Source organism: Beijerinckia mobilis (assembly GCF_000745425.1).
Lineage (GTDB): Bacteria > Pseudomonadota > Alphaproteobacteria > Rhizobiales > Beijerinckiaceae > Beijerinckia > Beijerinckia mobilis.
The window spans coordinates 45,102-72,092 of record NZ_JQJH01000023.1 but is presented as its reverse complement, the minus strand read 5'-3'; the positions used below and the strand labels follow the sequence as shown (position 1 = coordinate 72,092).

The following is a 26,991-nucleotide window of genomic DNA, read 5'->3' as shown; positions in this document are numbered from 1 at the left end:
CCCCGCCGATTATCTCGGCCTCATGAAATTGCTCATCGCGCGCCAGGACCAACCGATCGGCGCGCTGCTCTCCGAGAAGGGACCGCTCTATCAAAGGCTGTGGCGGCCGTTTCTGCTCGCCGCGCTCAATATCGATCCGCCGGAGGGTTCGAGCGCGCTCGCCGCCGCCGTCATCCGCGAGACCCTGGCGAAAGGGGGCAGCGCCTGCCGGCCGATGATCGCCCATCCGACGCTTGCGGCGGCCTTCATCGAGCCGGCTCTCTCCGTGCTCGGCAAGCGCGGCGTGGCGCTCTGTCTCGACCACCGGCTGCGCGCGATCCGTTTCGAAGAGGGACGCGTCACGGGCCTCGAATTCGGCGATGCGCGCATGGCGCTCCGCCCGCAGGATAGTCTGGTGCTCGCCGTGCCCGCGCCGGTGGCGCAGGAGCTGGTGCCGGGCCTCGTCGCGCCGCAGCGGTTTACCGCCATCGTCAATGCGCATTTCAAGATAGCGCCACCACAGGGCCAGCCGCCGATTCTCGGCCTCGTCAATGCCACCAGCGAATGGCTGTTCGCCTTTCCCGAACGGCTCGCGGTCACGATCAGCGGTGCCGATCATCTGCTCGACGAGCCGCGCGAGGCGCTCGCCGAACGAATCTGGTCGGAAGTGGCAAAAGCGACACGACTCGCGGCGCCTGGCACCACGATTCCCTTGCCGCCCTGGCAGATTCTCAAGGAAAAACGGGCGACCTTCGCCGCGACTCCGGCGGAGAATGCCCTGCGTCCCACGGCCCGCACTGCCTGGCCCAATCTCATTCTCGCCGGCGACTGGACGAGGACGGGATTGCCGGCAACCATCGAAGGTGCCATACGCTCCGGCGACGCTGCGGCGCAAGTCGTTCTTTCCACGTGACAATCCACAGAAAAGGGATCGCGGAATTGCCTCAGTCGGCTGCTCTCACCCAAAGCGACCCAATGGAAATGCCGGACGCGGCCCTCCTCGATGCAGCCATAGGCCGCGCCCGTAAGGCCTTGCTTGGCCAGCAGAAAGCCGATGGCCATTTCGTCTTCGAACTCGAGGCCGATGTCTCGATTCCCTGCGAATATATTCTGTTCAATCAATTCATCGGCCGCGCCTTGCCGTCAGGCCTCGCGGAGAAGATTGGGGTCTACCTGCGCGCGCAACAATCGGCGGAACACGACGGCTGGGCGCTGGTGCAGGATGGCACCTATAATATTTCGAGCAGCGTCAAAGCCTATTGCGCTCTGAAGATGATCGGCGACACGCCGGACATGCCGCATATGCAACGGGCACGCGCGGCCATTCTCGCCCATGGCGGCGCCGCCGCCACCAATGTCTTCACGCGGTCCCTGCTCGCTTTGTTCAGCCTCGTCCCCTGGCATGGCGTGCCTGTCATGCCGGTCGAGATCATGCTGCTGCCCGACTGGTTTCCGTTCCATATCGCGAAAATTTCCTATTGGGGCCGCACCGTGCTCGTGCCCATGATGGTCGTGCATGCACTAAAGCCGAAAGCCGCCCCGGGCTGCACCCTTTCCATCGACGAGCTCTTCCTCGTGCCGCCGCAAGACGTGCGTCATTGGCCAGGCAGCCCCGGCAAAAGCTTTCCCTGGACTACGATCTTCGCCGGGATCGACAAGGTTTTGCAGGTCACCGAGCCCTATTTCCCGCGTAAGTCGCGTCAAAAAGCGATTGATGCGGCGGTGGCTTTCGTCACCAAGAGGCTGAATGGCGAGGACGGGCTCGGCGCCATTTATCCGGCCATGGCCTATTCGGCGTTGATGTATCTTTCCATCGGCATGCCCATCGACGATCCGCGCATCCAGATGATCCTGAAGGCGATCGACAAGCTCGTCGTCATTCACGACGATTACGCCTATGTCCAACCCTGCGTCTCGCCGGTCTGGGACACAGCGCTTGCAAGCCATGCCATCATGGAGGCGGATGGAGCCGAGGAATCTACCTTCGATTCTGTCAAAGCCGCGCTCGCCTGGCTGAAACCGCTGCAGGTGACCGATGTCGCAGGCGACTGGGCCTGGCAGCGGCCCGGTGTGCGGCCCGGCGGCTGGGCATTCCAATATGGCAATGCCTATTATCCCGATGTGGATGATACATCCGTCGTCGTCATGGCCATGGACCGCGCCTTCGACCGCTGGCCGTCGATCGACGCCGATAGCTTCGGCGCTTCCATTGCCCGCGCGCGGGAATGGATCATCGGCCTGCAGAGCAAGAATGGCGGCTTCGGCGCCTTCGACGCCGATAATGATCGCGAATATCTGAACGCCATCCCCTTTTCCGACCATGGCGCCCTGCTCGATCCACCGACCTCCGACGTGACAGCTCGCTGCATTTCCATGCTGGCGCAGCTCGGCGACCGGCTGGAAAACAGCGAGGTGCTGCGCCGCGCCACGGATTATCTGTTCGCCGAGCAGGAACGGGACGGGAGCTGGTACGGCCGCTGGGGCATGAACTATATCTATGGCACCTGGTCGGTGCTCTGCGCCATGAATGTCGTTGGCATTGCCCATGACACACCGGCCATACGCAAGGCGGTCGCCTGGCTCGAATCCATCCAGAACGAGGACGGCGGCTGGGGCGAAGATGCCGAAAGCTATGCGCTTGATTATTCCGGCTATCAAAAAGCGCCGAGCACGGCGTCGCAGACCGCCTGGGCAGTGCTCGGCCTGATGGCTGTCGGCGAGCGCGACAATCCCGCCGTCACCCGTGGTATCGCCTATCTCACGAGCACGCAGGGGGAGGATGGATTCTGGCAGGAGAAACGCTTCACCGCGACGGGTTTTCCGCGCGTCTTCTATCTACGCTACCACGGCTATTCGAAATTCTTCCCGCTTTGGGCCATGGCGCGGTTCCGCAATCTCCACAAAGGCAATCATCCCTCCGTGCTGATGGGAATGTGACGTGAGCGGCGCAACGCAGGAAAGACGGCCAAAAGAACCGGCAAGCCAACGGCCAAGCGGCGGGTTGCTCGTCGTTACCGGAATGCAGGCGGAAGCGAAAATCGCGGCCGGCACCGGAATCAGTGTCATCATCGGCGGCGGCGATGCGGCGCGATTGCACACCACGCTCGAGGAGGCCGCGCGGGACGCGGCAGCGATCCTCAGTTTCGGTGTCGCCGGCGGTCTTGCACCGGGTGTCCTTCCTGGCACGATTCTCGTCAGCGAGGCGATTGTGACGGCAAGCGGGGAACGTTTGACCGCCGATGAAGCCTGGGCGCAACGGCTCGCGCAGGAACTCGATGATGGCATCGGCGGTGCGCCGATCGTCACGCTGGCGGGCGTCGACGCGCCGGTGGCGACACCTGCCGCGCGCCAGGCGCTGCATCGGTTCACGGGCGCCGCGGCGGTTGATATGGAATCGCATATTGCCGCTTATGCGGCACGGCAGGCAGGCATTCCCTTCGCGGCGCTGCGGGTCGTCGCTGATCCCGCCGAACGCAGCTTGCCACCGGCGGCCGTCGCCGGCATGCGGCCGGATGGCGGTGTCGCCATTGGCGCCGTGCTCGCCTCCCTCGCGCGCGATCCCGCACAGATCGTTGATCTGATGCGGACCGCGCTCGATGCGCGCAAGGCTTTCGCCAGCCTATTCCGCAGCCGGCAGATGCTCGCGCGGAGCGCTCTCGCGGGCGAGTTCGGCGAGTTTCTCTTCGACGTGTCGGGAAAAGACGTAGTCGGCGGGCCGCTGTGAGGTCAGCGCGATTTCCGGCGCCATCGGCCCCTTGGTGCGGAATCCCTTGAGCAGAATGCCGAGCAATTGCCAGGGCCGCTCGAAGGAATCACGCACGGAGCTCGCCTCGAAACCGCTGTGAACCATGCAATCGGCGCATTTTTCATAGCGGCCAGTGCCATAGGCGTCCCAGTCGGTTTCTTCCATCAACGCCTTGAAGGTCGGCGCATAGCCTTCACCGAGCAGATAGCAGGGGCGCTGCCAGCCGAAGACGGTGCGCGCCGGATTGCCCCAGGGCGTGCATTGATAGGTGCGATTGCCGGCAAGAAAATCAAGGAACAGCGGTGACTGGAAGAACGGCCAGGCCTTTCCGTTCCGCCCGCACGCGAAAATATCGCGAAACAATTGCTTCGTGCGCGAACGGTTCAGGAAATGCTGCTGATCGGGAGCGCGCTCATAGGCATAGCCCGGCGAGACGGTGATGCCCTCGATTCCCAAAGCCTTCATCTTGTCGAAAAAGGCCGCGACGCGCTCCGGATCGGCATTGTTGAACAAGGTGCAATTGATCGTCACCCGGAAACCACGCGCCTGAGCATTCTTCAGGGCCGCAACGGCGCGATCATAGACACCATCGAGGCAGACCGAATGGTCGTGCATGCCGGCATCGCCATCGAGATGAATCGACCAGTTGAATCGGCGGTGCGGCTTGAAGCGGTCGATCTGCTTGTCCAGCAACAGGGCATTGGTGCAGACGGTGACATATTTGCCTTTGGCAAGTGTGCCTTCGACAATGGCGGGCAGATCATGATGCATCAGCGGCTCGCCGCCGGCGAGCACGACGACGGGCGCGCCGCATTCATCCACGGCCGAGAGGCATTCCTCAGTCGATAGACGCTGGTTCAGAATTTCATCGGGATAATCGATCTTGCCACAGCCGGCGCAGGCAAGATTGCACCGAAACAGGGGTTCGAGCATGAGAACCAGCGGATAACGCTTGCGTCCCATAATATGCTGGCGCGCGACATAGGCGCCGACCTGCACCATTTGCAGAAACGGAATTCCCAACGGTGACTCCTCGAATGAACGGTCTTGGGACAGAAGGGTCTCGGGATAAAAGGGCCGCGGGCTAAACGCTATCGGCGGCTTCGGAATAAGGCGCGGATAGTGTCCGGACTCCCAAATTGATCTCAAAAAAGATCTCTAAATGACATCCAAGCGTCTGGATCGGCTGCAGGGTCGTCGTTTGAACCGCGCCGTCCGGCGAGCACTCTTTCGTGCGTAAAACGCCCGGTTCCGCCCGCAAGGAACCATTTATAGCTCCCCTCTAGCAGATTCACAGCTTTTCGGCGTCAAGGATCCCTGCCCCAGGCCTGGAAAAGCCATCACATTGCTTTGCAAATTGTGGCAGAGCGTGATCTCCAGTGGAATCACGTGCCTGGGAGGATTCACATTATTAAAGTCAGCTTTAGTGCGATGGCGTGGAGATAAGCCGGGACGGCTCTTCAAGACGACAGTTTCATGTCAAGCTGAAATCCTGCGCCATCAGCAGAATTGAACTTATGGCTTGTCTTGCCACCCCAAGCTGGCTAAGCAGAATCGTCCCTTCCCTCCCCGCCAGGTTCAGGCCTCGTCCGGTCTTGGCAAGGAACGTCCCACCCGGGGGGTTCCAGGCGCGGGAATGGTGCGCCCGTCAATGTCGTCGCGTGGAGCCACGAGGGGGACACCCGTCGCGCATGCCTATTTCGCCCCCAATTTTGCCCCAGGGCCCCGCCTCAGGGATAGCCCCGCCCGTTGTGGTGGACGCATCCGCCGCCGCCCCTTGCGTCTCCTCATTAAAACAGGGTGCGAGGTCAGCGGTCATGCAAAGGCCGATCAGTGCTTGCACCTTTCCTCGGCCTAGATTTCATCCAAGCAAATTGAAACATTGAAATTTCACGCCGAAATTTCGTTTTCGGCCTTGAAAAGGCGGAATTTGGGGGCAGGAACCAACGGTCGCTTGATACTGCCCTTGATAGCGCTCACGAACCATTGGATATTTCCGTTTTCTTCGCGTCGGCTCCGGCCAATCAAGCCGCTGCCGTTCCAAATGATGGTCGATGTTTCCCACATGGAAAGCATCGCTTCAGCCCAAACCGCGGCGCCCCGCCCCGCGGTCCTTTTTCCCATGACCCCGATTGGCGATAAGACCCGATGATCACACCGCAAGCACCTGAAGGCCAGGACTCTCCCCCCTCCTCTCAGGGGCCGATCACCCGGATGGTCGTCTGGCTCGTGCTGACCTGCAGCCATCTCGCCTGGCCGGTTGTTTTCATTTCGGCGGCGATCACCGTGGCCGCAGGCTATTATGTCGCCGCCCATTTCGCGATCAACACCAATACGGCCGATTTTATTTCGCCTAGCCTCGCCTGGCGCCAGAATCTGCTGCGAGTCGACAAGACCTTCCCGGAACGCAGTGACCAGATCGTCGTGGTCATCGATGCCAAAACGCCGGAACTCGGTGAAATGGCGGCGACGCAGCTGACAGCGAGAATGAAGGACAACAGCCGGCTCTTTCAATATGTCGTGCGGCCGGACGGCGGTGATTATTTCAATCACGCCGCATTGTTGTTCCAGCCTGTCAACGCCCTCAAGGAAACGCTGACAGGTCTTGCTCAGGCACAGCCCTTCCTCGCCAATCTCAGCGTTGATCCAAGTCTGCGCGGCATTGCCGATTCGATGAGCTTCATCAACAAGGGCGTGCGCTCGGAGGCCGGCACTTTCGACGATTTCAGCCGGCCGCTTCTCGCCCTCAATCCGGTGCTTGAAAAGGTCCTGGCAGACAAACCTGTCTTCTTTTCCTGGAGAAGCCTCGTCAGTGGGGAGGCACCGGATCCGCGCGAATTGCGGCGTTTCATCCTGGCCCGGCCGATCCTCGACTACACCAATTTGATGCCTGGTGAGGAGCCCTCCGAATTCATCCGCCAGACCGCCCGCGATCTCGGCTTCACACCCGACCGGGGCGTCACCGTCCGGCTGACGGGGCCTGTGCCGCTGGCCGATGAGGAATTCGCCACGGTCAAGGAAGGGCTTGCCCTGAACAGCGCGCTCACCGCTTTGCTCGTGCTTTTCATCATTTGGCGGGCTGTTCAATCCTATCGAATCGTTTTCGCCGTCGCCCTTTCCGTCACGACGGGTCTGATCGTCACCGCCGCCGTCGGCTTGATGATGGTCGGAGCGCTCAATCTCATTTCAGTCGCCTTTGCTGTGCTGTTTGTCGGTATCGGCGTCGATTTCGGCATTCAGTTCAGCGTCCGCTACCGCGCCGAGCGCTTTGACGAACCGGATTTCAACAAGGCGCTGACCAAGGCGGCGATCCGGGTCTCGCGTCCGCTTTCGCTCGCGGCAATCGCCACAGCGGCAGGCTTCTATTCCTTCCTGCCGACCGATTATCGCGGCGTCTCCGAGCTCGGCCTCATCGCCGGCACCGGCATGTTCATCGCCTTCTTCTCATCGATCACGGTCTTGCCGGCGCTTCTGTCCATCGTCAATCCGCCGCCGGAAAAGCTCCCGGTCGGCTATCGTTTTCTCGCCCCGGTCGACGAATTCCTCGAACATCACCGCTATCTCGTTATTTTCGGCACGCTCGGGGTCGCGCTCGCTGGCACACCGCTCCTCACACGCGTCAAATTCGACTTCAATCCCATCAATCTGCGCAGTCCAAAGGTCGAATCGGTCGCCACCCTCCTCGATCTGATGCGCAATCCCGATACGGACACAACGACGATCACCGTCCTTGCGCCTTCGCTCGAAAAGGCAGGTCCTCTGGTCGAGAAGTTGCGGGCTCTGCCCGATGTCGCTCGCGTCACGACGATTGAAAGCCTCATTCCCGAGGATCAGGCGGAAAAGCTGCCGCTCATCGAAAAGGTGGCGGCGCAACTCGGTCCCGTGCTCGACCCCAGCCGGACCATCGATCCACCGACCGATGCCGAGGACGTCGCCGGCCTGCGCAAGGCGGCGGCGGCTTTCGTCTCGACCGCGGGCGATACGCAAGGCAAGGGCGCCGATGCGGCCCGCACCTTCGCCAAGCTTCTCACCGCCCTTGCCGATGCAGATCCGCAGGCGCGGGAAAGAGCCCGGCAGGTCTTGCTGCCTAGTCTTAAGACTATGCTCGGCCTGTTGCGCCAATCCCTGCAGGCAAAGGAAGTTAGTATCGCGACGATTCCAACCGATCTCAAGCGCCTGTGGATCGCGGTCAACGGCACGGCGCTCATCGAGGTCGCGCCGAAGGGCGACCCGAACGACAATCAGAACCTGACGCGCTTCGCGAAACAGGTTGAAGCCATCGTCCCCGACGCGACCGGCGAGCCGATCGCCGTGCAGGAATCCGGTAAAACCGTCGTTAATGCCTTCATTCAGGCCGGCACTCTGGCGCTTTTATCCATCGCCATCCTGCTTTGGGTCGTGCTGCGGCGCGTCAGCGATGTCCTCATGACCCTTGTGCCGCTCCTGCTCGCCGGCGTCGTGACGCTCGAACTGACGGTGCTGCTTGGCATTCCGCTGAATTTCGCCAATATTATCGCCTTGCCGCTGCTGCTCGGCCTTGGCGTCGCGTTCAAAATCTATTTCGTCATGGCCTGGCGGGCGGGCACCACCCATCTCCTGCAATCGAGCCTGACGCGGGCGGTCTTCTTCAGCGCAATGACCACGGCCATCGCCTTCGGCAGCCTGTGGCTCTCGAGCCATCCCGGCACGTCGAGCATGGGCAAATTGCTCGCCATTTCGCTGATTTGCACGCTCGCGGCGGCGATCCTGTTCCAGCCGGCGCTAATGGGGCCGCCGCGCCATCCCGACGCCCCGCCGGAACCGGAAAAGTAACGGCGAAGCCGCATATAGACGAATGTTACCTGATCCGGATCATTCCGGCAGGTAACCACCGCCCCACAGTCACGGCGGAGCAGTCTCGATGAGCCATGCTCATCGAGACCAGGTAAAAGCTGACAGATTGGGCAATGCCGGCGGATCTGTGACGGCCAGCCCCGCAAGTGCGCCGCGAGGCAACAGGCTCGGTGGACCAACGCGCGGCATTCAAGCGTCACCTGGGCTGGGTGGTGAGGTGGTGGCGAGGCGCCTATTCCACCACGATCTTGTAGCGCTCGCCAGGCCGCAGCGGCGTCTCGCTCTCGCGACCATTGATCAGCAGGAAATAATCCAGCGGCCGGTTAGGCACGACCATGCGCTTGGCTAGGCTTTCAGAAGTGTCCTCAGCACCAGCGACAACGATCTCGAGATGCAGCGGCTTGACGCCCCGCGCCTCTTCGGGCGTGATTTTATGAAAAGAATCGATCGAGGTGCGAAAACGCTCTTCGACATCATCGGTTATCGTCCGCGCCGCGAAGATGAAGCGATAGACCTGATTCGCATCAAAACGGATGATGGCGATGCGGAACCGCCATTCGCCGGCCTCCGCCTTGGCGAGCAGCGCTGGCATATCTCCAACGACCGTGGACGTCATCGACGAGGCAATGAGCCCGTCGATCCAGCCAGACGCGGCATATTTTTCAAGCAAAGTGGCCGAGGGCAATTTCACACTATCGAGGCGCAGAGCCTCATTGCCGCCGGCAGCAACGCCGAGCACCGCCTGGGCTGAATTCTCAAGCACGAAATTTTCCGGTGCGACAAAAGCGAACCCAAGCCTCGGATGGATGAATTTCAGGCCGCGAATCGCACCATTGGCCGGGTCATCTCCAAACATCACGCCTTGAATAGCGGAAAGATAGGAATTGCGCGCCGTCGTGCCGATGCCCGGCGCGCCGATCTGCCGTGCCGCCGCGATCGCCTGATCGATCCGCTCGGGCGTCGAGGGATGCGTCGCCAGAATATCTGGCCGCTCATTGCCAGTTCCCTGGCCGATCAGCGAATTGCGCAACTCGGCGGAGCGGCCGAGCGCATTGAGGAAACGCGCGGCGCCATAGGGATCATAACCCGCCTTGGCGGTAAATCTGATGCCGGCCTGATCGGCATCGAGTTCCTGCTGGCGGGAGAAACGCGCCAGCGTGCGCCGCGCTGTCGCCTCGACCTCTTCGCCGCGCTGCTTGTTCTGGACAATCGCCGCTGCCTTGCTGATGACCGCGGCGCGGCGTTCCTCCTCGGCCCGCTGCATCGCATGGCGCGCGGTGATATGGGCGATTTCATGCGCCATCACGGCCGCGACCTCGGAAGCGTCATTAGCCAGGGCGAGAAGGCCACGGGTCACATAGAGATCATTCGGCGGCAGCGCGAAGGCGTTGACCGTCGGCGAATTCAACAAGGTCACGCGATAGGGAAGATTCGGCTCCGAGGCAGCGCCGACCCGTGCCAGTTTCACCAGAATATCGTTGAGATAATGCTCGGCAGTCGCATGGTGATATTCGCCATCGAACAGCGCGACCATTCTTTTGTGTTCGGCGGAAACCGGCGATTCGGGCGCGACCGTGCGTGGCGCGGCAACCGGAACAGTCGCTGGCACAATTTCTGCGGTCGGTGCTGGCTGCGGCGTTTGCGTGCAAGCGGCAAGGCATCCCGATAGACTGCCGAGTAGAATGAGGCCAAGGAAACCATCACGCCCATTCGCTCCCGGCAGCCGGGAGCCCCGCTCCCCAGCATTCGAAAAGCAAGGACCGGCGCGGGAACAATTAAAACGGAAATTTTCCCACGCTGAAACGGGAGCGGACCTGTACGCGGAAGAGAAAGGCGAGATCCGCATGGGGCCGCATCAGTGCCGCGAATCGGGGTTGACGGAAACGCCGCCCAGCATTTCAAGCGCGTCGGGACGCGCCAGGATGATCTCCGGACCATAGGTCGTGTCGAGCAATCCCCTGACTCGCAAGGTCTGTCCCAGCAAACGGCTCATCGTCATTCCCGTAGCTTCGAACATCTTGATATCACGCCGTAAAATCGTGATCGTAACAATTTGCGACCGATTCCTGCCGAGATAGAGCCGTGTCCGCGTCGCGGAAGACGCGATACGTGTGACCTCGCCTTCGACGAGCACGAACGTACCGGACTTATCAGCAAATGTCCGCCGTTCTCCTTCCGAGATTATGGCATAATATGGATCGCGCCAAATACCAAGCCCGCTCCTTCGGGCAGCCTCCTCCGCGCCGAGCATACGGGCATGGCAGGGATGCACGCTCTCTCCGGGAACGTAACGCGCAAGGCCGGCGTCGAGCAGCGCCTCCCCCACGGGCACCATGGTCTCGCCTGCCGGTGCGAAAAGAAAGGCCGGCCAGCGTCCCCATCGATCATGCTGCTCGCCTGCCTGCGTGAAATGGATCTCCCGCCCGAAAAGCCAGCCACGCAGCCGCTCTGCTGCATCAGGTTCAGCATCGGCCTTTCTGGCAGAGCCGGATTGCCCGGCAAAGACACGAGGTGGCTCGATTCCGGCGATCGCGAGCAGGGTTCCATCCTCCAGGGTCACTTCGAGCCGCTCATTGACAGAGGTCACGATTCCGCGGCGTCCGCCCTCCATGGGACAGGATACAGGCGTGCCGGTCAATCCCGGCTGTGCCGAAAGCAGCAAACTCCAGAGGGCCGCTCCAAAAGAGAAGAGAAAGCTGGAGCATTTTCCGATAAGCTTGAACCGCTTCACGACTCCATTGCGTTGAAAAATGCACTGATCTTTTGAGGGGAGCATTTCCGGCCTGTCACCGGTCGAGAAACGAAATCCATGCAACAGGGCCAGTTTGAGCCGGCAAATCACCGCCGCGCCATTGGTCCGATCGCAGATTTATGGTAGGAAGTCGATCAGTGCTGTCAAGTTCACCTCCCGGTAGCTCAGCAGGATAGAGCAACGGTTTCCTAAACCGTAGGTCAGGGGTTCGAATCCCTTCCGGGAGGCCATTTTATCTTGGGATAACGGCCATTCAATTCGTTGCCCCTCCAAGTTGATGAAATGGTAGCTTTCATTCAGGCACCCACAGGATCGGGACGTGCCGTTGGCTGTGGGCAAAATGCACAGAGCCACGCATTTCAAAAACCCTGTGCGCGGCGAAAAACGCGCGCCGTCCAGCCTCATTCCTCAGGATGATGCCCCTCGCGTTCATGAGCATTCTGCCAGAGGCCGAAAAAGAGGCGCGATGAAACCAGCCGCCGCAGAGGCCCGTCGCCAGACTGTTCAGACATGACGCCGTAAGCTTCGTTCGTTGCTTTTTGACTTTGCTCAGGTCTCATCCTTTCACCACCGGGCAGGAAAGCAGGCAAGGCTTTCCTGTCGATGCGCAGCATTGCAAGAGATCATCGCGGAGCAGATCAATTGATACGAGGTGATTCCTTGCCGATCAGGAAATCGACGCTGAAAAGGCCGATCTTCGTCGTCGCGGAACAACGCACGAACGAATGATCCTCGTCTTCGTCCGAATAGAGACATTCCCCGACTGCATGGATGGCGCCATGGGCGGAGCGATCTGCATCGGGTGCGGCAAGCAGGGACTCTACAGGCTGAACCTTTGCGTTACCATCGGATCGGATCTTATTCCGATCCCCAAAGAAGGAAATGGAAAAGCCTTTTTTGAGAGGAAACCGAAACACCCGCTCCCCATTGGGAGAGTCCGAATAGACCAGAGTTCCATTACAAGTGTCCGGCCCCCTTGCTTCTTCGACAATGAGAGCGGTGCAAATTCCCGTCAGGGATAGAACATGACCGGGCTTTGGCTGATCCTTTCGGGAACAGGCTAACAAAGCGAAAGCAGTTAATAGGAATACAATGATTGTATATGTTTTCATGACAATCAATTTTCACGCAATTTTCACGTAATTCTCGCCCAGTTCCCAGATCAATGGATCTGGGAAGGTTGGAACGATCCAGCGGCAAGGCCGCACCGCAAATGGAGCTGCCATGACCAGGAAAAACAATTCTTTCAAATTATGAAGTGATTGACCCGACAATCTCACGCCTAACGGGTGCGCACGCAATCAATCACCTTCGCGCTTTATATTAAGGTGCCAATCTTGCGCGAACAGCACCATTCAAACGCGGTTACACCAATGGGTAATACTTCAGGCAATGAAGATCACCGCGGATGCTGATCACGCGATGTTCGCCAGCAATTGTTCAATTGTCGCCGCCAGCACTTCCGGCCTTGTCATTGGAGCGTGTCGGGCGACCGGCCTGCCGCTCCGATCTATGAGGAATTTCGTGAAATTCCATTTGATTGCACGGGTGCCAAGAAAGCCCGGCGCCTGTGCCTTGAGCCATTGAAACAGCGGATGAGCGGCCGGACCGTTCACATTGATCTTGGCGAAGAGCGGAAAGGTGACCCCATAAGTCCGCTCACAGAAAGCGGCGATTTCACTCTCACTGCCGGGTTCCTGACCACCAAACTGATTGCAGGGAAAAGCCAAGACCGAGAAACCACGGTCTGCATAGATTTCCTGGAGCCGCTCCAATGCTCGATATTGCGGCGTGAAACCGCATTTGCTCGCCACATTGACGATCAGCAGCACCTTGCCGGCAAAGGAGATGAGCGGAACATCCTTGCCAGAGATATCACGCATGGTGAAATCATAGACGGTCGTCATGGCGCGCTTTGTCCCTCATATCGTTGCCATCGCATGACATTGGCGATCGCTCTTGCTCAAATCGCGAACAATCCACATCCATTCAGGCAATTTAACGATAGAGATCGCTTTTCCCATTGGCGAAAGCGTCCAGAAACCGGCGGGCGCTTTTTCTGATATCCCGTGTCGCTCCTTGCAGCGCCGCATCAAGCGCCGGTTTCTCCAGCCTATGCAGATCGAGAAGCTTCGACCAGCGCCGGGCAAGTACGACCTCGTGGACGGCTCCATCACTCAGGAGACGGTCGACCGGCACGGCGAATAAACGAGCGGCAAAGGCTGGGTCGCGCATGGCCTTTTGCGTGAACTGATAGACTTCCTGTTCCTGCCCGCAACTGAACCAGAACCAGAGCAACGTCGCTGGCGAAGCCTGCGACCAGATCGCGCCCGATCGCACAAGCCCTTGGATGCGGCCATAAAGAGAATCACGCAGCGCCTGCGTGGCTGTGCCGAAACAATCCTCGCGCCGATCCGACACGGCTTCTTCCCCACCTTCCGCACTCAAACTCCTGAAAATGGCGCAGGCGAGAGAAATATCTTCTTTCCCTCCCGCAAGCCCTTCAAGAGCTTCAGCGAAACAGCGGGCGCGGTCCTGCGGCGCAAGAATGGCGAGATGGGAGGCGAGCAGGCGCCCGAGCCTGTCTTCGAAAGCCTCAAGACCAGGTTCCCGGCCGCCATCGAGCAGGCGTATTCCATCCGCCGCACGGCCGAGCTCCGGCCCATAAAGCAGCAGGCTCTTCATCCAGTCGCCCAACATCTGTGGCCGGGCCGCCAGCTGATCGCCGAGAGAGGCGACGAGCGCCTCCCGCCAGATGAGGCGCTCATGATCGGTCAGGGGCGCGAAAGCAGCGGCGAAACCTGCCATCCCGCCCGCATGATCCTCTGCTGCCGCGAACAGGGTCTCAATCCGGGCGGCGATTTCGTCGGGACTTTCCAGCTTCACCGCGCTTGTCATTTCCCTCGCCCTCCCCTCTCATCAACAAAAAGGCCGCGTTCTGACGAACGCGGCCGGTTTCAGCCGAAGTGACAGGGCTCTTATTCCCCGGCTTCCGCTTGCGGCGGCTCCTTGCCCTCGAGGTCCTCGCCGGTTTCCTGATCGACGAGCCGCATCGACAAGCGCACCTTGCCACGATCGTCGAAACCGAGAAGCTTTACTTTTACCTTGTCGCCTTCTTTGACGACATCGGAGCTCTTGGCGACCCGGCCCTTGGCCAGCTGCGAAATATGGACCAAGCCGTCCTTCGAGCCGAAGAAATTCACGAAGGCGCCGAAATCAACAACCTTGACCACGGTACCATCGTAAATATGACCGATTTCCGGATCGGTCGCGATCGACTTGATCCAGTTGATCGCCGCCTTGATCGAATTGCCGTCGCTCGAAGCGACCTTCACAGTACCATCGTCCTCGATATTGATCTTGGCGCCGGTCTTTTCGCAGATCTCGCGGATGACCTTGCCGCCGGTGCCGATGACCTCGCGGATCTTTTCCGTCGGAATCCGCAGGGTCTCGATCCGCGGCGCGAATTCGCCGAGTTCGGCGCGCGCGCCGGTGATCGCTTTGGCCATTTCGCCGAGGATATGGAGACGGCCTTCGCGCGCCTGCGCCAGGGCGACGCGCATGATCTCCTCATTAATGCCGGTGATCTTGATGTCCATCTGCAGCGAGGTAATGCCTTCCTCGGTGCCCGCGACCTTGAAATCCATATCGCCCAGATGGTCCTCATCGCCAAGAATGTCGGAGAGGACGGCATAACGCGTCCCTTCGAGGATCAGACCCATGGCGATACCGGCGGTCGGCCGTTTCAGCGGCACGCCGGCATCCATGAGTGCCAGCGAGGAGCCGCAGACCGTCGCCATGGAGGAGGAACCATTGGATTCGGTGATTTCCGAGACGACGCGGATCGTATAGGGAAATTCCGCCGGCGTCGGCAGCATCGGATGGATCGCGCGCCAGGCGAGCTTGCCATGGCCGATCTCGCGGCGGCCCGGCGAGCCGATACGGCCCGCCTCGCCGACCGAATAGGGCGGAAAATTATAATGCAGCAGGAAGCGCTCCCGATAGGTGCCTTCCAGATTGTCGATCAATTGCTCGTCCTCGCCGGTACCGAGCGTCGCCACGACCAGAGCCTGCGTCTCGCCACGGGTGAACAGCGCCGATCCATGCGCCCGCGGCAGGATACCGACTTCAGCCAAAATCGGCCGCACGGTTTTCACGTCGCGTCCGTCGATGCGGATGCCATTGTCGAGAATGTTCCAGCGCACGACCTTGGCCTGCAGGTCGTGAAACACTTCGCCGACGAACTCCTTCGAGAATTTCGCCTCACCCTCGGCCGGAACGAGCGCCGCGAAAACCTTGTCCTTCACCGCATCGACCGCCGCATAGCGATCCTGCTTCTGGGTGATTTTATAAGCCTCGCGCAGATCGTTTTCCGCGATCGCCAGCACCGCCGCCACGACATCGCTCTTGTCGGGCACGATCAGGTCGCGCGGCTCCTTCGCGGCCTTTTCGGCGAGGCGGATGATCGCGTCGATAACCGGCTGGAACGAAGCATGCCCGGCCATGACAGCGCCGAGCATGACGTCCTCGGACAATTCCTTCGCTTCCGATTCGACCATCAACACCGCATCGCTGGTGCCGGCAACGACGAGATCAAGCGCCGTATCCTTCAATTCGTCGAGGACCGGATTGATCTTGTATTCACCATTGACATAGGCGACGCGGGCGGCACCCACCGGCCCCATGAAGGGGACGCCGGAAAGGGTGAGGGCAGCCGAAGTCGCGACCATCGAGAGAATATCGGGATCATTCTCGAGATCATGGGCGAGCACCGTCACGATGACCTGGGTCTCGTTGCGGTAACCATCCGGAAACAGGGGGCGGATCGGCCGGTCGATCAGGCGCGAAACCAGGGTCTCGCGTTCGGACGGGCGTCCCTCCCGCTTGAAATAACCACCGGGGATACGGCCCGCAGCAAAAGCCTTTTCCTGATAATTGACGGTCAGCGGAAAGAAATCGATCCCGGGCTTGGCGGATTTGGCCGAGACGACCGTCGCCAGAACGGTGGTTTCGCCATAGCTCGCGAAAATGGCGCCATCCGCCTGGCGCGCGATCTTGCCGGTTTCCAAAACGAGCTTGCGCCCGGCCCAGTCGATTTCCTCGCGATGAATCTCAAACATAAAGCATCTTTCTAATGAATCTGGTTGGTTTTGGACGATTCGATCAGGAAGAAAGCCGCGAGCAAGACGGCGAGACGCTACCGCAGGAGATATATGGCGGCAGCGCCTGGCGATCCTGCCCCGGCGGATTGATCCTGATATCGTCAACCGGGCGGCCCCTGCCGTCCGGCTGTTTCATACCGGCCACAATGAGACGGCCGGAAATCTCCCCGCGCGACGGCGAGATTTGCTTTGCAGCGGCGAGACCGAGCCGCGCGACTGGCCTGCCGAAAAGCGCCAGCTATCCGCAATCCGGCCGCCTCTGGCACTAATTTAGTCTATTTCGGGAAATTCCGATGCATTCATTAAGATAGATATCGGCAGCCCAAAAGATAAGGTGATAGCCTCTGGCAACGCACCACTCGCCAGCACGAAAATGTCCGGGCCAATCAACATGATCGCGCATCCGATCATGTCCCTTGGGAGCAGTGCCCATGGGGAGCGGCACCCGGACATTTCGGCCAGATCGCCGATGGATCGCGTCAAAGCGCGCGTGTCTTTACCAAAGCCTCTCCCAATGTGCCTGACAGGAGCACCGACGAAGAATTATCCGTGGGAAAGACTCAACCGCAGGTAGCGAGACAATTTTCGCAAAGCGGAGAAACGTACGGCGCTCCAAAGCCTTTGCAAATACGAGAATTTTTATAAGGGGAACAATCCGAGAACTGCTCCCCTTGTGACAGCGGCTTCTTTCAGCATCACCGGGAGACCCGCCGTCCGATCCCTGAAAATTAGCGGCGGATGCCGAGCCGTTCAATCAGGGCCTTGTAACGCGGTTCGTCGCGCTTCTTCACATAATCAAGAAGCTGACGACGCTGCGAAACGAGCTTCAAAAGCCCGCGGCGGGAATGGTTATCCTTGACGTGGGTTTTGAAATGTTCCGTCAAATTGGCGATCCGTTCGGTCAGGATTGCCACCTGCACTTCGGGCGAGCCTGTATCGCCTTCCTTCAGCGCATATTCCTTCACGAGCGCGGTCTTGCGCTCCGGGGTAATCGACATCGATCATCCTTTCTGCCGCATTGCTATGCGTCTTGATCCTGAAACATCGTCCTTTCGGGACCGATGCGTTTCCGACTTGAGCAGGCCCGCACTCCGCACCCGGACCGTCGGGCACTGGGGGAAGCATTTGCCTGCCTGCGAGAGGACGAAGAAAAGCGCCGGGCCGGGATGTCGTCCAGCACGGTGCATTTTCATCATCCTCACAAGCGCGTCCTACATAGCCGCAACATCGCCCCCTGGGAAGGGCGCACTCTTCTTTTCGGCACGAAAAGATGTTGCCAAAATACACCTTATACAAAACCTTTCCATGACTCTGTCTTGCTACAGTCGCACAGGCACACCATAAGGGGCGTGATCGATCTCCAACGCTCGCATTCGCAAGGAAAGACCTTGGATCACAGATCACGGCGCGACGCCCACAAGCTTCGGCGCTCAGCCTCGCCCATGCCTAGATCGACCAAAAGCCAGCGCTCGTGGCAGGCCCATAATCCCCATGGAGACCATTCCCAGAAGCCGCGGCCCGAGGATTTGAACGGTGAGAGCGCTATAGTGGCGCGCCGGAGTTTCGACACGGATGGAAGCGTCAACGCCGTTTCGGTCGCTGTTCCCGATGATCTGCCGCTGCCTGAAGTGAATTCCCCCTTGCGGAAATTCGGCCATTGGCTGGCCATTGGATTCAGCATTCTTCTGGCGGCTTTTTCGGTCTTCGTGCTGGTCCATGCGCTGTCAGGCATCAATCTCGCCGATCTGCGCACGGCCATCGCCGCGAAAAGTGCCGAACAGATCACCGCCGCGGCGTTTTTTACCAGCCTCTCCTATCTGGCTCTGACCGGTTATGACGCGATCGCCCTACGGCAATTAAACCTGCATGTTCCCTATAAAACGACGGCGCTCGCCTCCTTCACCTCCTACGCCATTTCCTTCACGCTGGGCTTTCCCCTGATTACAGCGGGAACCGTCCGCTACTGGCTGTATTCGCAGACCGGCCTCGGACCCGGCCGCGTGGCCAGCCTGACCGTTATTGCCGGCATCACCTTCTGGCTCGGCATGATCCTCGTGATCGGCTTCGCGCTCCTCTTCCGCAGCACCGAAATCAGCGCCATCAATCATCTCGCCAGCGAGATCAACTTCTTGATCGGGCTAGCGATTCTTCTGACGCTCGGCGCCTATCTGGTATGGGTCAGCCTGCGCCAGCGCCAGGTTCGTCTGCAAGGCTTCCGGCTACAATTGCCTGGGCTCCGTCTCACCCTGGCCCAGGTGGTACTCGGTGTCTGCGATCTCTGCGCCGCCGCCGGGGTGCTTTACTCGCTCCTGCCCGACCACCGCACTGTAGATTTCCTGACCTTCGCCGGTACTTATGTCTTCGCCTGTATTCTCGGCATCGCCTCCAATGCTCCCGGGGGAATCGGAGTCTTCGAGGCAACTTTGCTGAAAGCGATTCCAGCGACATCGCAGGAAGCCTTGCTCGCCTCACTGCTTTTGTTCCGCATCATCTATTATCTGGTGCCATTCGTACTGGCCCTTGCTCTTCTCGGAGCCCATGAAATCTTTCGCCGGTGGAAAACTCTGCGCGAAGCCATGAGCCGCAACGAGGACGCCAAGGTTTGACCCAAATCCCGTTGCATAAGGAGCATCAGGATTTCATGCCGTGAAAACGGCCGAGCGAGACTGGAGCATGTTTGGATATTTCCGCACATGCTCCACTTGAAAATGCTTTCGGACATTTCGGATCATTCAGAAACGTCCCATTCGGCTGTTGCTTAAGCATCCTTGCGCAACAGCCCCGAGAATTGCGAATTGATACTTTGAAAAACAGTTTATAATTGAGCAATTTCTATCGATCAGTAATTCTATTAAATGACAGCTAGCCGGTAGTGGGTTATATTGGAATCGTTCCCACGGCCTCCAACACTTCTATGCAACGATTCGTTCGATCCGGACCTCACTCGTCAAGAATGCGATTTCCTGATTGACATCGGATCGTTCTTCCTTCGAGATGCGCCCTTGCGAGAAATCACCAAGACGGCCAGCCGACTCTTGCCGGTCCAACCGTCCGATATGACCGACGGGAGAAACGGGACGCCAGTGACCACGACGCAGGACGATCTGAGAGCCCGCGACAAGACGCTTATCGAGAGCCTCATCGAAGCCCTCCCTGAAGCAACCATCGCTCTTGGCTCGGCGGATCGCATCATCTGTGTCAATCGCGCCGCTCTCACGCTTTTTCCGGCCCTGCGGCCCGGCGATCTTCTCGCCCGTGTGCTGCGCGCGCCCGATGTCCTCGATACAGTCAAACGGGTGCGCGCCACGGGAACAAGACAGAGCGCCACCTGGATCGAGCGGCTGCCGGTCGAACGGGTTTTCGAAGTGCATGCTGCGCCCATTGCCGCCCGCGGGCTCGAAGGCTCGATCATCGTCAATCTGCACGACCTCAGCGAAGCCCGCCGGGTTGAACGCATGCGCGCCGATTTTATCGCCAACGCCAGCCATGAATTGCGGACGCCGCTTTCCTCGCTGCTCGGCTTCATCGAAACCCTTCAGGGTCCGGCCCGGGATGATGAATCCGCGCGCATTCGCTTTCTCGGCATCATGAGGGATCAAGCCCGCCGCATGGCGCGGCTGATCGATGATCTCCTGTCGCTGTCACGCATCGAGCAGAACCTGCATATCCGCCCCCAGGCACCCGTCGATCTTGCCCTCGTTCTCCGCCACATCGTCGAATCGCTGACGCCGATGGCACAGGATAACAACGTCACCCTAGTCATCAACGCCCCCGGTTCCGTCGTCGTCCGCGGCGATTACGACGAATTGGCACGCATCGTCGAGAATCTCGTCGAGAATGCCATCAAATATGGCACGCCGGTCGCCGAACACTTCAAGCCCGAAATTCATGTCACGCTCGGTAGCAAGGGCCACAATGCTATATTGAGTGTGCGCGATTTCGGCCCCGGCATAGCCGCCGAACATCTTCCGCGCCTGACCGAGCGGTTCTACCGGGTCGACAATCGCCAGAGCCGGGAAAAAGGCGGCACCGGCCTCGGCCTTGCCATCGTCAAACATATTCTCGCACGCCACCATGGCCGGCTCGGCATTGATTCGACGCTCGGTGAAGGATCAACCTTCAACATCGCCCTCCCCTTGCACGAAGGTTGACGATACTCGCTGTTTTATGAAGGCATCCTTTGTCGTTCAAACAGCGGCGTTCCTTTTTCGGTTCGATGCTATAGCCTTCTGACTGAAATCTGGCAGCCTGACCGAAACGGCCGCTTTCCGCCCCCCTTGGAAAGCCCGCTTCGGATGGCGCGCGAATCGGGACGGAAGAATGATCGTTCTCGGCCTCACTGGCTCGATCGGCATGGGCAAATCAGCCACCGCACAGATGTTCCGCAGGGCCGGAATTCCCGTTCATGATGCCGATGCGACCGTGCATGCACTCTATCGCGGCGATGCCGTTCCCCTGGTGGAAGCGGCTTTCCCGGGCGTGACCACCTCGCAGGGGATCGACCGCACCAGACTCGGCGCGCAAGTCTTCGGCAATGCAGAGGCCATGCGACGGCTGGAGGAGATCATTCATCCGCTCGTCGCGCGGGAAAGAGAAACCTTTCTCGCACGTGCCCGCAGCGAGGGCCGCAGGCTCGTCATCCTCGACATTCCGCTTCTGATGGAAATCGGCGCCGATCGGGAAGTCGATGCCGTGGTCCTCGTCACGGCTCCGGCCGAAGTCCAGAGGGCACGGGTCGCCGCCCGAGACGGCATGACGGAAGAAAAGCTGGCGATCATTCTAGCGAAGCAGATGCCCGATGCCGAGAAGCGCCTGCGCGCGCATTTCCTGATCGATACAAGCCGGGGCTTTCCTGCCGCCGAGCGGCAGGTCGCCGACGTTCTGCGCGCGGCTGTAGGCTTTGGCGGCAAGATTTCAGGCAAGGCATAGGCAGCCCACCCCTTCCCCGAATAAATGGCGAATGGTCCTTGGCTAATCCAGATTATTGAACAGGATGCAGACTTCATGCGGGAAATAATTCTCGATACGGAAACCACTGGTCTCGATCCCGCGGAAGGGCATCGCATCATCGAAATCGGCTGCGTCGAACTCCTCCACTCCGTGCCGACCGGACAGACCTATCACGTCTATATCGACCCGCAGCGGGATATTCCCGCTGACGCGGTCAAAGTGCATGGCATTACCGCTGAATTTCTGGCCGGAAAGCCGCTTTTCGCGGATATCGCGCAGGATTTTCTCAAGTTCATAGGGGATGCGAAACTCGTGGCGCATAATGCCGCCTTCGACATGCGCTTCCTCAATGCGGAATTGGCCTTGCTCGGCCTCGATCCACTTGATCTCGAACGCGTCGTCGATACGCTTTCGCTCGCTCGCAGGCGTTATCCCGGTGCATCGAACAGTCTCGATGCGCTTTGCCAAAGATATGGCATCGATAATTCACGGCGCACCAAGCATGGGGCTCTGCTTGACGCGGAAATCCTCGCCGACGTCTATGTCGAGCTCTTAGGAGGACGCCAGGTCGCCTTGACCTTCGAAGCAGCAGTGGTGAGCCAGCGGGATGACGGTGCGGGGGTACATCTGACGCAACGCCCTGCTCCACTCGCAAGCCTGCTGTCGCAACAGGAACGGGAAGCGCATCAGGCATTCGTCGCCAAGCTGGGCGATAAAGCCCTGTGGTCCGTCTATCTCGCCGAATCACAGGAAACCCCGGCGTAAGACGCGTTTCGCCTGGCTATCGGGTCGCAGCTTTCCCCTGCCTTTAATAGCCAATGAAGAAACACAGCGGTCGGTGCCCGCATTGCGCAACGGGGAATGAGCGTTTCAGCACCAGTGTTAAAGGATTTATTTACCAAATTCCTGGCTTGATGCACTTCGGTTCGAGCGCAACCGCCAAGGAGAGATCGCAATGACGCGCACCAGCACCGCCATTAGCGCGGCCGAAGCCGCCAGACTGACGGGTGTGGACAAATCAACCATCACGAGAGCAGTCAAGGACGGAAGATTTTCAGCGCAGAAGGACATCAACGGACGCCTCATCATCGAGCCGGCCGAATTGTTCAGGGTTTTCCCGCCCCTCCCCTTGAGTGAATTGTCCTCCGAGCCTGACGAGATGCAGGCATTCAACGGCATTGATGCAGACGGGGATGGCGATTCGATATCCGGCTCCGACGCACTGGCCGACGCGCACCAGCGCTGGCGGTTCGAAGCGGTGCGCCGCGAATTGGAGGAAATGCGCCGCGAGCGCGACAAGGAAGTCGAGGAACGTAGCCGCGAGCGCCGCAGCGCCGAAGACACGATTTCGGATTTGCGCCGCCGTCTCGACAGTTCCGAGGAGGAACGCCGGAAGAAAGATACACAGGTCACCCATCTTCTGACCGATCAGCGCGAGAAGGCCGTGGCAGAAGCCGAGAAGGCGGTTACGGCAGTTGCAGAAGCCGAGAAGGCAGTAGCTGCTGCTGCGGAAATGGAAAAGGCGATCGAGGAAATGGAAAACGAGAAGCAATCCAGGAAGCGCGGCTGGAGCCTCTTCGGCCGCAAGCGCCGTAGCGCCTAAGGGCTTCTTGATTGACAGGCCACCACCGCCCGGACGTTCAGTTCAAACGCAAAGAGCCTTGTGAAGGCACCTTTTGAAAACAACCTCTGAACAACGAAAAGGGCGCGGAGGAGAGTTCCATCCGCACCCCTTCAACAGCGACCCGAGAGAATGCACCCGGTAGGCGCAAACACCGACGCAATCCTTGCAATCAGACCAGTCAGGATTTCAATTCGGGAGCGTTCGCCGCAACCTCTTCGAGCCGCTTGCGGTAAAGAGCCGCGAAATCGATCGGGTCGATATAAAGGGGCGGAAATCCACCACCGCGCACCGCTTCCGCAATGATCTGCCGCGCGAAAGGAAAGAGAAGCCGCGGACATTCGATCATCACCACCGGATGCATGTCATTCGGCGCTATATTGTGCAGACGGAACATGCCCGCATAATCGAGTTCGAATTTGAAGAGCGTGTTCGGCCCTTCGCCCGCCGATCCTTCGAGGACGAGATTGACCTCGAAATCCGTCTCCGCCACTTGCTGTGCATTGACATGCACCTGAATGGCGATGTTGGGCGCTTTTTCCTGGGGGCCCAGCGAGCGCGGCGCATTGGGATTCTCGAAGGAGAAATCCTTCGTATATTGCACCATCGCATTGATTGCGGGGGCTTGATCTTGCGTTGCGTTGCCTTCAGCCATGACTCGTCTCCTGCGGCGTGGCCGTAGCACGGATGAATGGCTTCCACAAGCGCGCCAGGTGACACGCTCACATCCGGCAAAAGCCTCGCACACGATTGCTTCATCCAATGTCGGCAGCTCTATGCGCGGGAGCAATTGCCATCAGGTCAGGCTCAGGAAAGTTTGGTCGGCTTCAATAGGATCATGCAGGGCCCGATGCCCCGCGGCGAGCCGGTTTGTGGAACTCCTCCTCACCGGATCCGCCGGCCGCCATCGGCCGAACCCCCTTGCCGCTGAAGCGGTCTCGAGCATGAAGTAATGACCGGCAAAAGATCTCAAGAACGCATTTATCCGCAGGCGCATGATCGGAATGAATCGCGCGACAAATCCCTGCTGCAGGCGGCGGTAGCGGAGGCTTTCCGTCTCTTGAAGGAAGGTACTCCACAACAGGCGATTGCGCATATCACCCCCTATGCTCATCTCGCATCGCATAGTGATGTCGGTTGTTATGTCTTCGGTCTTATCTGCTTCAATGCCGAGGATCCGCGCGACGCACTCGACTGGTTCGAACGCGCGCTGGTCTTAAGACCAGACTATCCGGAAGCGCTGGGTGCCAAGGCAATCATTCTGCAGAAGCTCGGACGCCCGCAGGATGCTTTGGGCGTTTTCGAAAAACTTTTGCGGCTGCGCCCACAGGATGTGGAGGTCCTCTTCAGCATCGGCGTCATCAGGCAAAGTCTCGGGCAGATGAAGGAGGCGTTGGCAGCTTACGAGGAAGCTCTGCGTCTGCGTCCTGATTATTGTGAGGCTTTGACCAATCGGGGCGCGCTGCTGGAGCGGTTCGGCCGGTTCGATGAGGCTCTCGCCTGTTTTGAACAAATCGCACGTCATCGCCCGGACGACAGCATCAATCTGTTCAACATGGGATCTGTCCTGCAGAAACTTGGGCGGTTCGACGAGGCACTGCATTCCTATGAAAATGCAGTGCGGCTCGGCCCTCCGGATCCCGAGACCGAGCTCAATCGTGGCAACGTCCTCCAAAAACTCGTCCGCTTCGAGGAAGCCATCGCCTGCTATGACAAGGCGCTTGAACTGCGGACCAATTATCCGCAGGCGCTTTATAATAAAGGCATTGCTTTGCAAGGGCTTGGACGATCGCAGGAGGCGCTCGAAGCTTATGATGCGGCGCTGGCCCTGGAACCATCCTATTGCGAGGCTTGGTGTAACCGCGGCAATATTCTGCACGAATTGGGGCATCTGTCGGAAGCGCTTCTCTCCTATCGGGAAGCCCTGAAAGTCAAACCGCATTTTCTCCCCGCGCTCACCAATCGCGCCAATGTGCTGCTCGGGCTGGAAAGGTTCGAGGAAGCCCTTCATTCCTGCGATGAAGCTCTGAAACACGAGCCGAATCATGCCCGGGCACTCAGTATTCGCGGCGCCGTTCTGCACCGGCTCGCCCGCCATGATGAAGCGACCGAAACTCTCGACCGCGCAGCGGCGCTCAATCCGCTGCTGCCGGAGGTCTTTCTGAACAGGGCCAATTTGCGGCAAGAGCTCGGCCGACTGCCAGAAGCGATTGCCGACTACGAGCAGGCGCTGGTCTTGAAGCCACGTTATCCCGAGGCCCTGTCAGGTCTCGGAGTCGCCATGAAGGAGCAGGGACGGCTAGCCGAGGCTCTCGCTTGTTTCGATCAGGCCTTGGAGATCAGGCCAGATTTCGCAGACGCGCGCAACAATCGCGCGGGCGTTCTCTTGCTAGAAGGCCGGTTCGCCGAAGGTTTCACCGATTACGAAAGCCGATGGAACCGCTCGAACGCACCCAATAGAATCTACCACTCCACCCTGCCGCAATGGGATGGCGCCCCTCTTCATGGCCAGAAAATTATTGTCTTCGACGAACAGGGGCTCGGTGATCTTATTCAGTTTTCGCGTTATCTGCCTCTCCTTTCCGAGGCGGGTGCAGAGGTCACGATCCTGGCACGCAAATCGATGCACCGTTTACTCTCGACCCTGCCGGGCTCGGTGCGTCTAACCGGGCACATCGAATCAGACAATGACTTTGCGTTGCAAATCCCGTTGATGAGTCTGCCCCTGGCATTCAACACCCGGCTCGCCACGATTCCCGCTTCTGTGCCATATTTGAAGGCTGAACCGGACCGCATCGCCAAATGGGCCAAGATCATTGGTGAAGCGGGCCTGCGAATCGGAATCTGCTGGCAAGGCAACCGGCGTATCAATCTGCGGCGCAGCCTTGCCCCTTCGGATTTCCTGCCGCTCGCATCCCTGCCCAATGTCCGGTTGATAAACCTGATGAAGGATCCTCTTCCCATCGGGCAGGAATTGCAAGGCTTGCCGGATTGGCTCGAAGATCTCGGACCGGATTTCGACGCTACCGACGACGCATTCCTTGACTGTGCAGCAGTGATGGAAACACTCGACCTTGTCGTCACATCGGATACATCGATCGCCCATTTGGCTGGCGCACTCGGTCGTCCCGTATTCGTCGCTCTGAAACAGATTCCCGACTGGCGTTGGCTGATGTATCGCGACGATTGCCCCTGGTATCCCACCATGCGTCTGTTTCGCCAGACACAAAATGGAGAATGGGGTGATGTCGTTGAAGCCATTGCGCAAGCCGTCACAGAGCTTTTCGCATTCAGGCAATCTCCGGCCGCGATTCCCTATCCCTCCGAACCGTCGATCTCCGAATTACCGAGCTTCGGCGCACCATCTTCTAAATCATCAAACATTGCACAGGCCCTCGCCATTCCAAGCGGGATCGGCGAACTCATCGACAAGATTACCATTCTTGAAATCAAGGCGGAGAAAATCCGCGAAAGCGGGAAACTGGCGCATATTCATTACGAACTCAGCCTGCTCCGCGCGTTGAAACGCGAATATGGTTTCTCAAACATCCGACTTGCGCCTTTGGAAACCGAACTCAAGGCCATCAATCTCGCTTTATGGGAGATTGAAGACGCCTTACGACAACATGAAACGAAGGGCGATTTCGGCGCCCGTTTCGTTGATCTCGCCCGACAAGTCTACATGACCAATGACCGTCGCGCTGGGTTGAAACGGCAGATCAACCTTTTGTTCGACTCACCGATTGTGGAGGAAAAATCCTTTGAGCTTCATGAGCAAAGCATAGCTCGATAACGCAGAAGGACAAGTCGCACGCACTCCCCGTGAAGAGCGACGGCGATTCTTCTGAATCCGGAAGCCGCCTTCATTTAGGTGACGCCGGTGGTATCCTTCACGATTGGACAACTGATTGATAAAGCCAACGGGCAGACGACGAGGAAACAACAAAAG

22 protein-coding genes and 1 tRNA gene are annotated in these 26,991 nt (G+C 59.2%); 12 read left to right on the top strand and 11 right to left on the bottom strand.

Annotated elements, in window-relative coordinates; genetic code table 11:
• From DL88_RS15535 to DL88_RS20000, 3 genes are all read left to right on the top strand, one after another.
• Positions 1-892 (top strand): hydroxysqualene dehydroxylase (locus tag DL88_RS15535; RefSeq protein WP_034998037.1); only part of this gene is annotated, 892 nt, incomplete at its 5' end.
• A 62-nt stretch (positions 893-954) separates the two neighbouring features.
• Positions 955-2,916, top strand: a complete 1,962-nt coding sequence (gene shc, locus DL88_RS15530; RefSeq protein WP_034998034.1) for a squalene--hopene cyclase — start codon at positions 955-957, stop codon at positions 2,914-2,916.
• Between the two features lies 1 nt (position 2,917).
• Positions 2,918-3,703 carry a phosphorylase gene (locus DL88_RS20000; RefSeq protein ID WP_245270899.1) on the top strand — a complete coding sequence of 262 codons (786 nt, stop codon included), beginning with the start codon at positions 2,918-2,920 and terminating at the stop codon, positions 3,701-3,703.
• On the opposite strand, the gene hpnH is transcribed toward DL88_RS20000, so the two are convergent.
• Both hpnH and DL88_RS15520 read right to left on the bottom strand, forming a co-directional pair.
• Entirely contained in the window at positions 3,599-4,747 is a 1,149-nt protein-coding gene (hpnH, locus tag DL88_RS15525; protein ID WP_034998031.1) for an adenosyl-hopene transferase HpnH, read from the bottom strand. The genes DL88_RS20000 and hpnH overlap by 105 nt on opposite strands.
• A gap of 867 nt (positions 4,748-5,614) precedes the next feature.
• Positions 5,615-5,791 (bottom strand): hypothetical protein, encoded by a 177-nt coding sequence (locus DL88_RS15520; RefSeq protein ID WP_156971143.1) that lies wholly within the window; start codon positions 5,789-5,791, stop codon positions 5,615-5,617.
• 81 nt (positions 5,792-5,872) lie between these two features.
• On the opposite strand from DL88_RS15520, the gene hpnN reads away from it, so the two are divergent.
• Complete coding sequence (gene hpnN / locus DL88_RS15515; protein WP_084705224.1) at positions 5,873-8,536, top strand: hopanoid transporter HpnN; 2,664 nt, start codon at positions 5,873-5,875, stop codon at positions 8,534-8,536.
• Positions 8,537-8,789: 253 nt separating this feature from the next.
• Here the strand turns inward: hpnN and DL88_RS15510 are convergent, their stop codons facing one another.
• Positions 8,790-10,166 (bottom strand): M48 family metalloprotease, encoded by a 1,377-nt coding sequence (locus tag DL88_RS15510; protein WP_245270898.1) that lies wholly within the window; start codon positions 10,164-10,166, stop codon positions 8,790-8,792.
• Between the two features lie 246 nt (positions 10,167-10,412).
• Positions 10,413-11,144, bottom strand: coding sequence for a thermonuclease family protein (locus DL88_RS15505; protein WP_169741593.1), 732 nt, complete (start codon positions 11,142-11,144; stop codon positions 10,413-10,415).
• A gap of 318 nt (positions 11,145-11,462) precedes the next feature.
• On the opposite strand from DL88_RS15505, the gene DL88_RS15500 reads away from it, so the two are divergent.
• A tRNA-Arg gene (locus DL88_RS15500) sits at positions 11,463-11,539 on the top strand.
• A gap of 171 nt (positions 11,540-11,710) precedes the next feature.
• Here the strand turns inward: DL88_RS15500 and DL88_RS15495 are convergent.
• From DL88_RS15495 to pnp, 5 genes are all read right to left on the bottom strand, one after another.
• A complete protein-coding gene (locus tag DL88_RS15495; protein ID WP_034998024.1) occupies positions 11,711-11,923 on the bottom strand; it encodes a hypothetical protein in 213 nt (70 codons plus the stop codon).
• Between the two features lie 24 nt (positions 11,924-11,947).
• The gene (locus DL88_RS15490; protein ID WP_034998022.1) at positions 11,948-12,226 is read right to left on the bottom strand and encodes a hypothetical protein; all 279 of its coding nucleotides are present in this window, start codon (positions 12,224-12,226) and stop codon (positions 11,948-11,950) included.
• A gap of 498 nt (positions 12,227-12,724) precedes the next feature.
• Positions 12,725-13,216 (bottom strand): glutathione peroxidase, encoded by a 492-nt coding sequence (locus DL88_RS15485; protein WP_034998019.1) that lies wholly within the window; start codon positions 13,214-13,216, stop codon positions 12,725-12,727.
• Between the two features lie 91 nt (positions 13,217-13,307).
• A complete protein-coding gene (locus DL88_RS15480) occupies positions 13,308-14,207 on the bottom strand; it encodes a hypothetical protein (RefSeq protein ID WP_034998017.1) in 900 nt (299 codons plus the stop codon).
• 80 nt (positions 14,208-14,287) lie between these two features.
• On the bottom strand, positions 14,288-16,429 hold the full coding sequence (gene pnp / locus DL88_RS15475; RefSeq protein WP_034998015.1) for a polyribonucleotide nucleotidyltransferase: 2,142 nt from the start codon (positions 16,427-16,429) through the stop codon (positions 14,288-14,290).
• 14 nt (positions 16,430-16,443) lie between these two features.
• On the opposite strand from pnp, the gene DL88_RS15470 reads away from it, so the two are divergent.
• Entirely contained in the window at positions 16,444-16,740 is a 297-nt protein-coding gene (locus DL88_RS15470) for a hypothetical protein (protein ID WP_034998014.1), read from the top strand.
• Positions 16,741-17,199: 459 nt separating this feature from the next.
• Here DL88_RS15470 and rpsO read toward each other — a convergent pair whose 3' ends face one another.
• Positions 17,200-17,469: a 30S ribosomal protein S15 gene (rpsO, locus tag DL88_RS15460; protein WP_034998012.1), complete on the bottom strand. Its 270-nt coding sequence runs from the start codon at positions 17,467-17,469 to the stop codon at positions 17,200-17,202.
• A 444-nt stretch (positions 17,470-17,913) separates the two neighbouring features.
• On the opposite strand from rpsO, the gene DL88_RS15455 reads away from it, so the two are divergent.
• The 5 genes from DL88_RS15455 (at position 17,914) to DL88_RS15435 (ending at position 23,024) form a co-directional block, all read left to right on the top strand.
• A complete protein-coding gene (locus tag DL88_RS15455) occupies positions 17,914-19,077 on the top strand; it encodes a lysylphosphatidylglycerol synthase domain-containing protein (RefSeq protein WP_084705225.1) in 1,164 nt (387 codons plus the stop codon).
• A 396-nt stretch (positions 19,078-19,473) separates the two neighbouring features.
• The gene (locus DL88_RS15450; protein WP_305953027.1) at positions 19,474-20,622 is read left to right on the top strand and encodes an ATP-binding protein; all 1,149 of its coding nucleotides are present in this window, start codon (positions 19,474-19,476) and stop codon (positions 20,620-20,622) included.
• Positions 20,623-20,791: 169 nt separating this feature from the next.
• Positions 20,792-21,400: a dephospho-CoA kinase gene (gene coaE, locus DL88_RS15445; RefSeq protein ID WP_034998011.1), complete on the top strand. Its 609-nt coding sequence runs from the start codon at positions 20,792-20,794 to the stop codon at positions 21,398-21,400.
• Between the two features lie 75 nt (positions 21,401-21,475).
• Entirely contained in the window at positions 21,476-22,186 is a 711-nt protein-coding gene (gene dnaQ, locus DL88_RS15440; protein ID WP_034998081.1) for a DNA polymerase III subunit epsilon, read from the top strand.
• 190 nt (positions 22,187-22,376) lie between these two features.
• The gene (locus DL88_RS15435) at positions 22,377-23,024 is read left to right on the top strand and encodes a helix-turn-helix domain-containing protein (protein WP_034998010.1); all 648 of its coding nucleotides are present in this window, start codon (positions 22,377-22,379) and stop codon (positions 23,022-23,024) included.
• Positions 23,025-23,223: 199 nt separating this feature from the next.
• Here the strand turns inward: DL88_RS15435 and secB are convergent, their stop codons facing one another.
• A complete protein-coding gene (gene secB, locus DL88_RS15430; RefSeq protein ID WP_034998009.1) occupies positions 23,224-23,697 on the bottom strand; it encodes a protein-export chaperone SecB in 474 nt (157 codons plus the stop codon).
• 297 nt (positions 23,698-23,994) lie between these two features.
• Here secB and DL88_RS15425 point away from each other — a divergent pair, with 297 nt between their 5' ends.
• Positions 23,995-26,835, top strand: a complete 2,841-nt coding sequence (locus tag DL88_RS15425) for a DUF6165 family protein (protein WP_051956048.1) — start codon at positions 23,995-23,997, stop codon at positions 26,833-26,835.
• The last annotated feature ends 156 nt before the right edge of the window (positions 26,836-26,991 follow it).

Bases quoted from the DNA above. Each gene is read 5' to 3' on its own strand.
- DL88_RS15520 (WP_156971143.1), bottom strand. From the start codon at position 5,791: ATGTGGGAAACATCGACCATCATTTGGAACGGCAGCGGCTTGATTGGC.
- pnp (WP_034998015.1), bottom strand. From the start codon at position 16,429: ATGTTTGAGATTCATCGCGAGGAAATCGACTGGGCCGGGCGCAAGCTC.
- DL88_RS15425 (WP_051956048.1), top strand. From the start codon at position 23,995: ATGACCGGCAAAAGATCTCAAGAACGCATTTATCCGCAGGCGCATGAT.
- dnaQ (WP_034998081.1), top strand. From the start codon at position 21,476: ATGCGGGAAATAATTCTCGATACGGAAACCACTGGTCTCGATCCCGCG.
- secB (WP_034998009.1), bottom strand. From the start codon at position 23,697: ATGGCTGAAGGCAACGCAACGCAAGATCAAGCCCCCGCAATCAATGCG.
- DL88_RS15480 (WP_034998017.1), bottom strand. From the start codon at position 14,207: ATGACAAGCGCGGTGAAGCTGGAAAGTCCCGACGAAATCGCCGCCCGG.
- hpnN (WP_084705224.1), top strand. From the start codon at position 5,873: ATGATCACACCGCAAGCACCTGAAGGCCAGGACTCTCCCCCCTCCTCT.
- rpsO (WP_034998012.1), bottom strand. From the start codon at position 17,469: ATGTCGATTACCCCGGAGCGCAAGACCGCGCTCGTGAAGGAATATGCG.
- coaE (WP_034998011.1), top strand. From the start codon at position 20,792: ATGATCGTTCTCGGCCTCACTGGCTCGATCGGCATGGGCAAATCAGCC.
- DL88_RS15495 (WP_034998024.1), bottom strand. From the start codon at position 11,923: ATGCTGCGCATCGACAGGAAAGCCTTGCCTGCTTTCCTGCCCGGTGGT.
- DL88_RS15435 (WP_034998010.1), top strand. From the start codon at position 22,377: ATGACGCGCACCAGCACCGCCATTAGCGCGGCCGAAGCCGCCAGACTG.
- DL88_RS15485 (WP_034998019.1), bottom strand. From the start codon at position 13,216: ATGACGACCGTCTATGATTTCACCATGCGTGATATCTCTGGCAAGGAT.
- DL88_RS15470 (WP_034998014.1), top strand. From the start codon at position 16,444: ATGAATCTGGTTGGTTTTGGACGATTCGATCAGGAAGAAAGCCGCGAG.
- DL88_RS15455 (WP_084705225.1), top strand. From the start codon at position 17,914: ATGCCTAGATCGACCAAAAGCCAGCGCTCGTGGCAGGCCCATAATCCC.
- shc (WP_034998034.1), top strand. From the start codon at position 955: ATGGAAATGCCGGACGCGGCCCTCCTCGATGCAGCCATAGGCCGCGCC.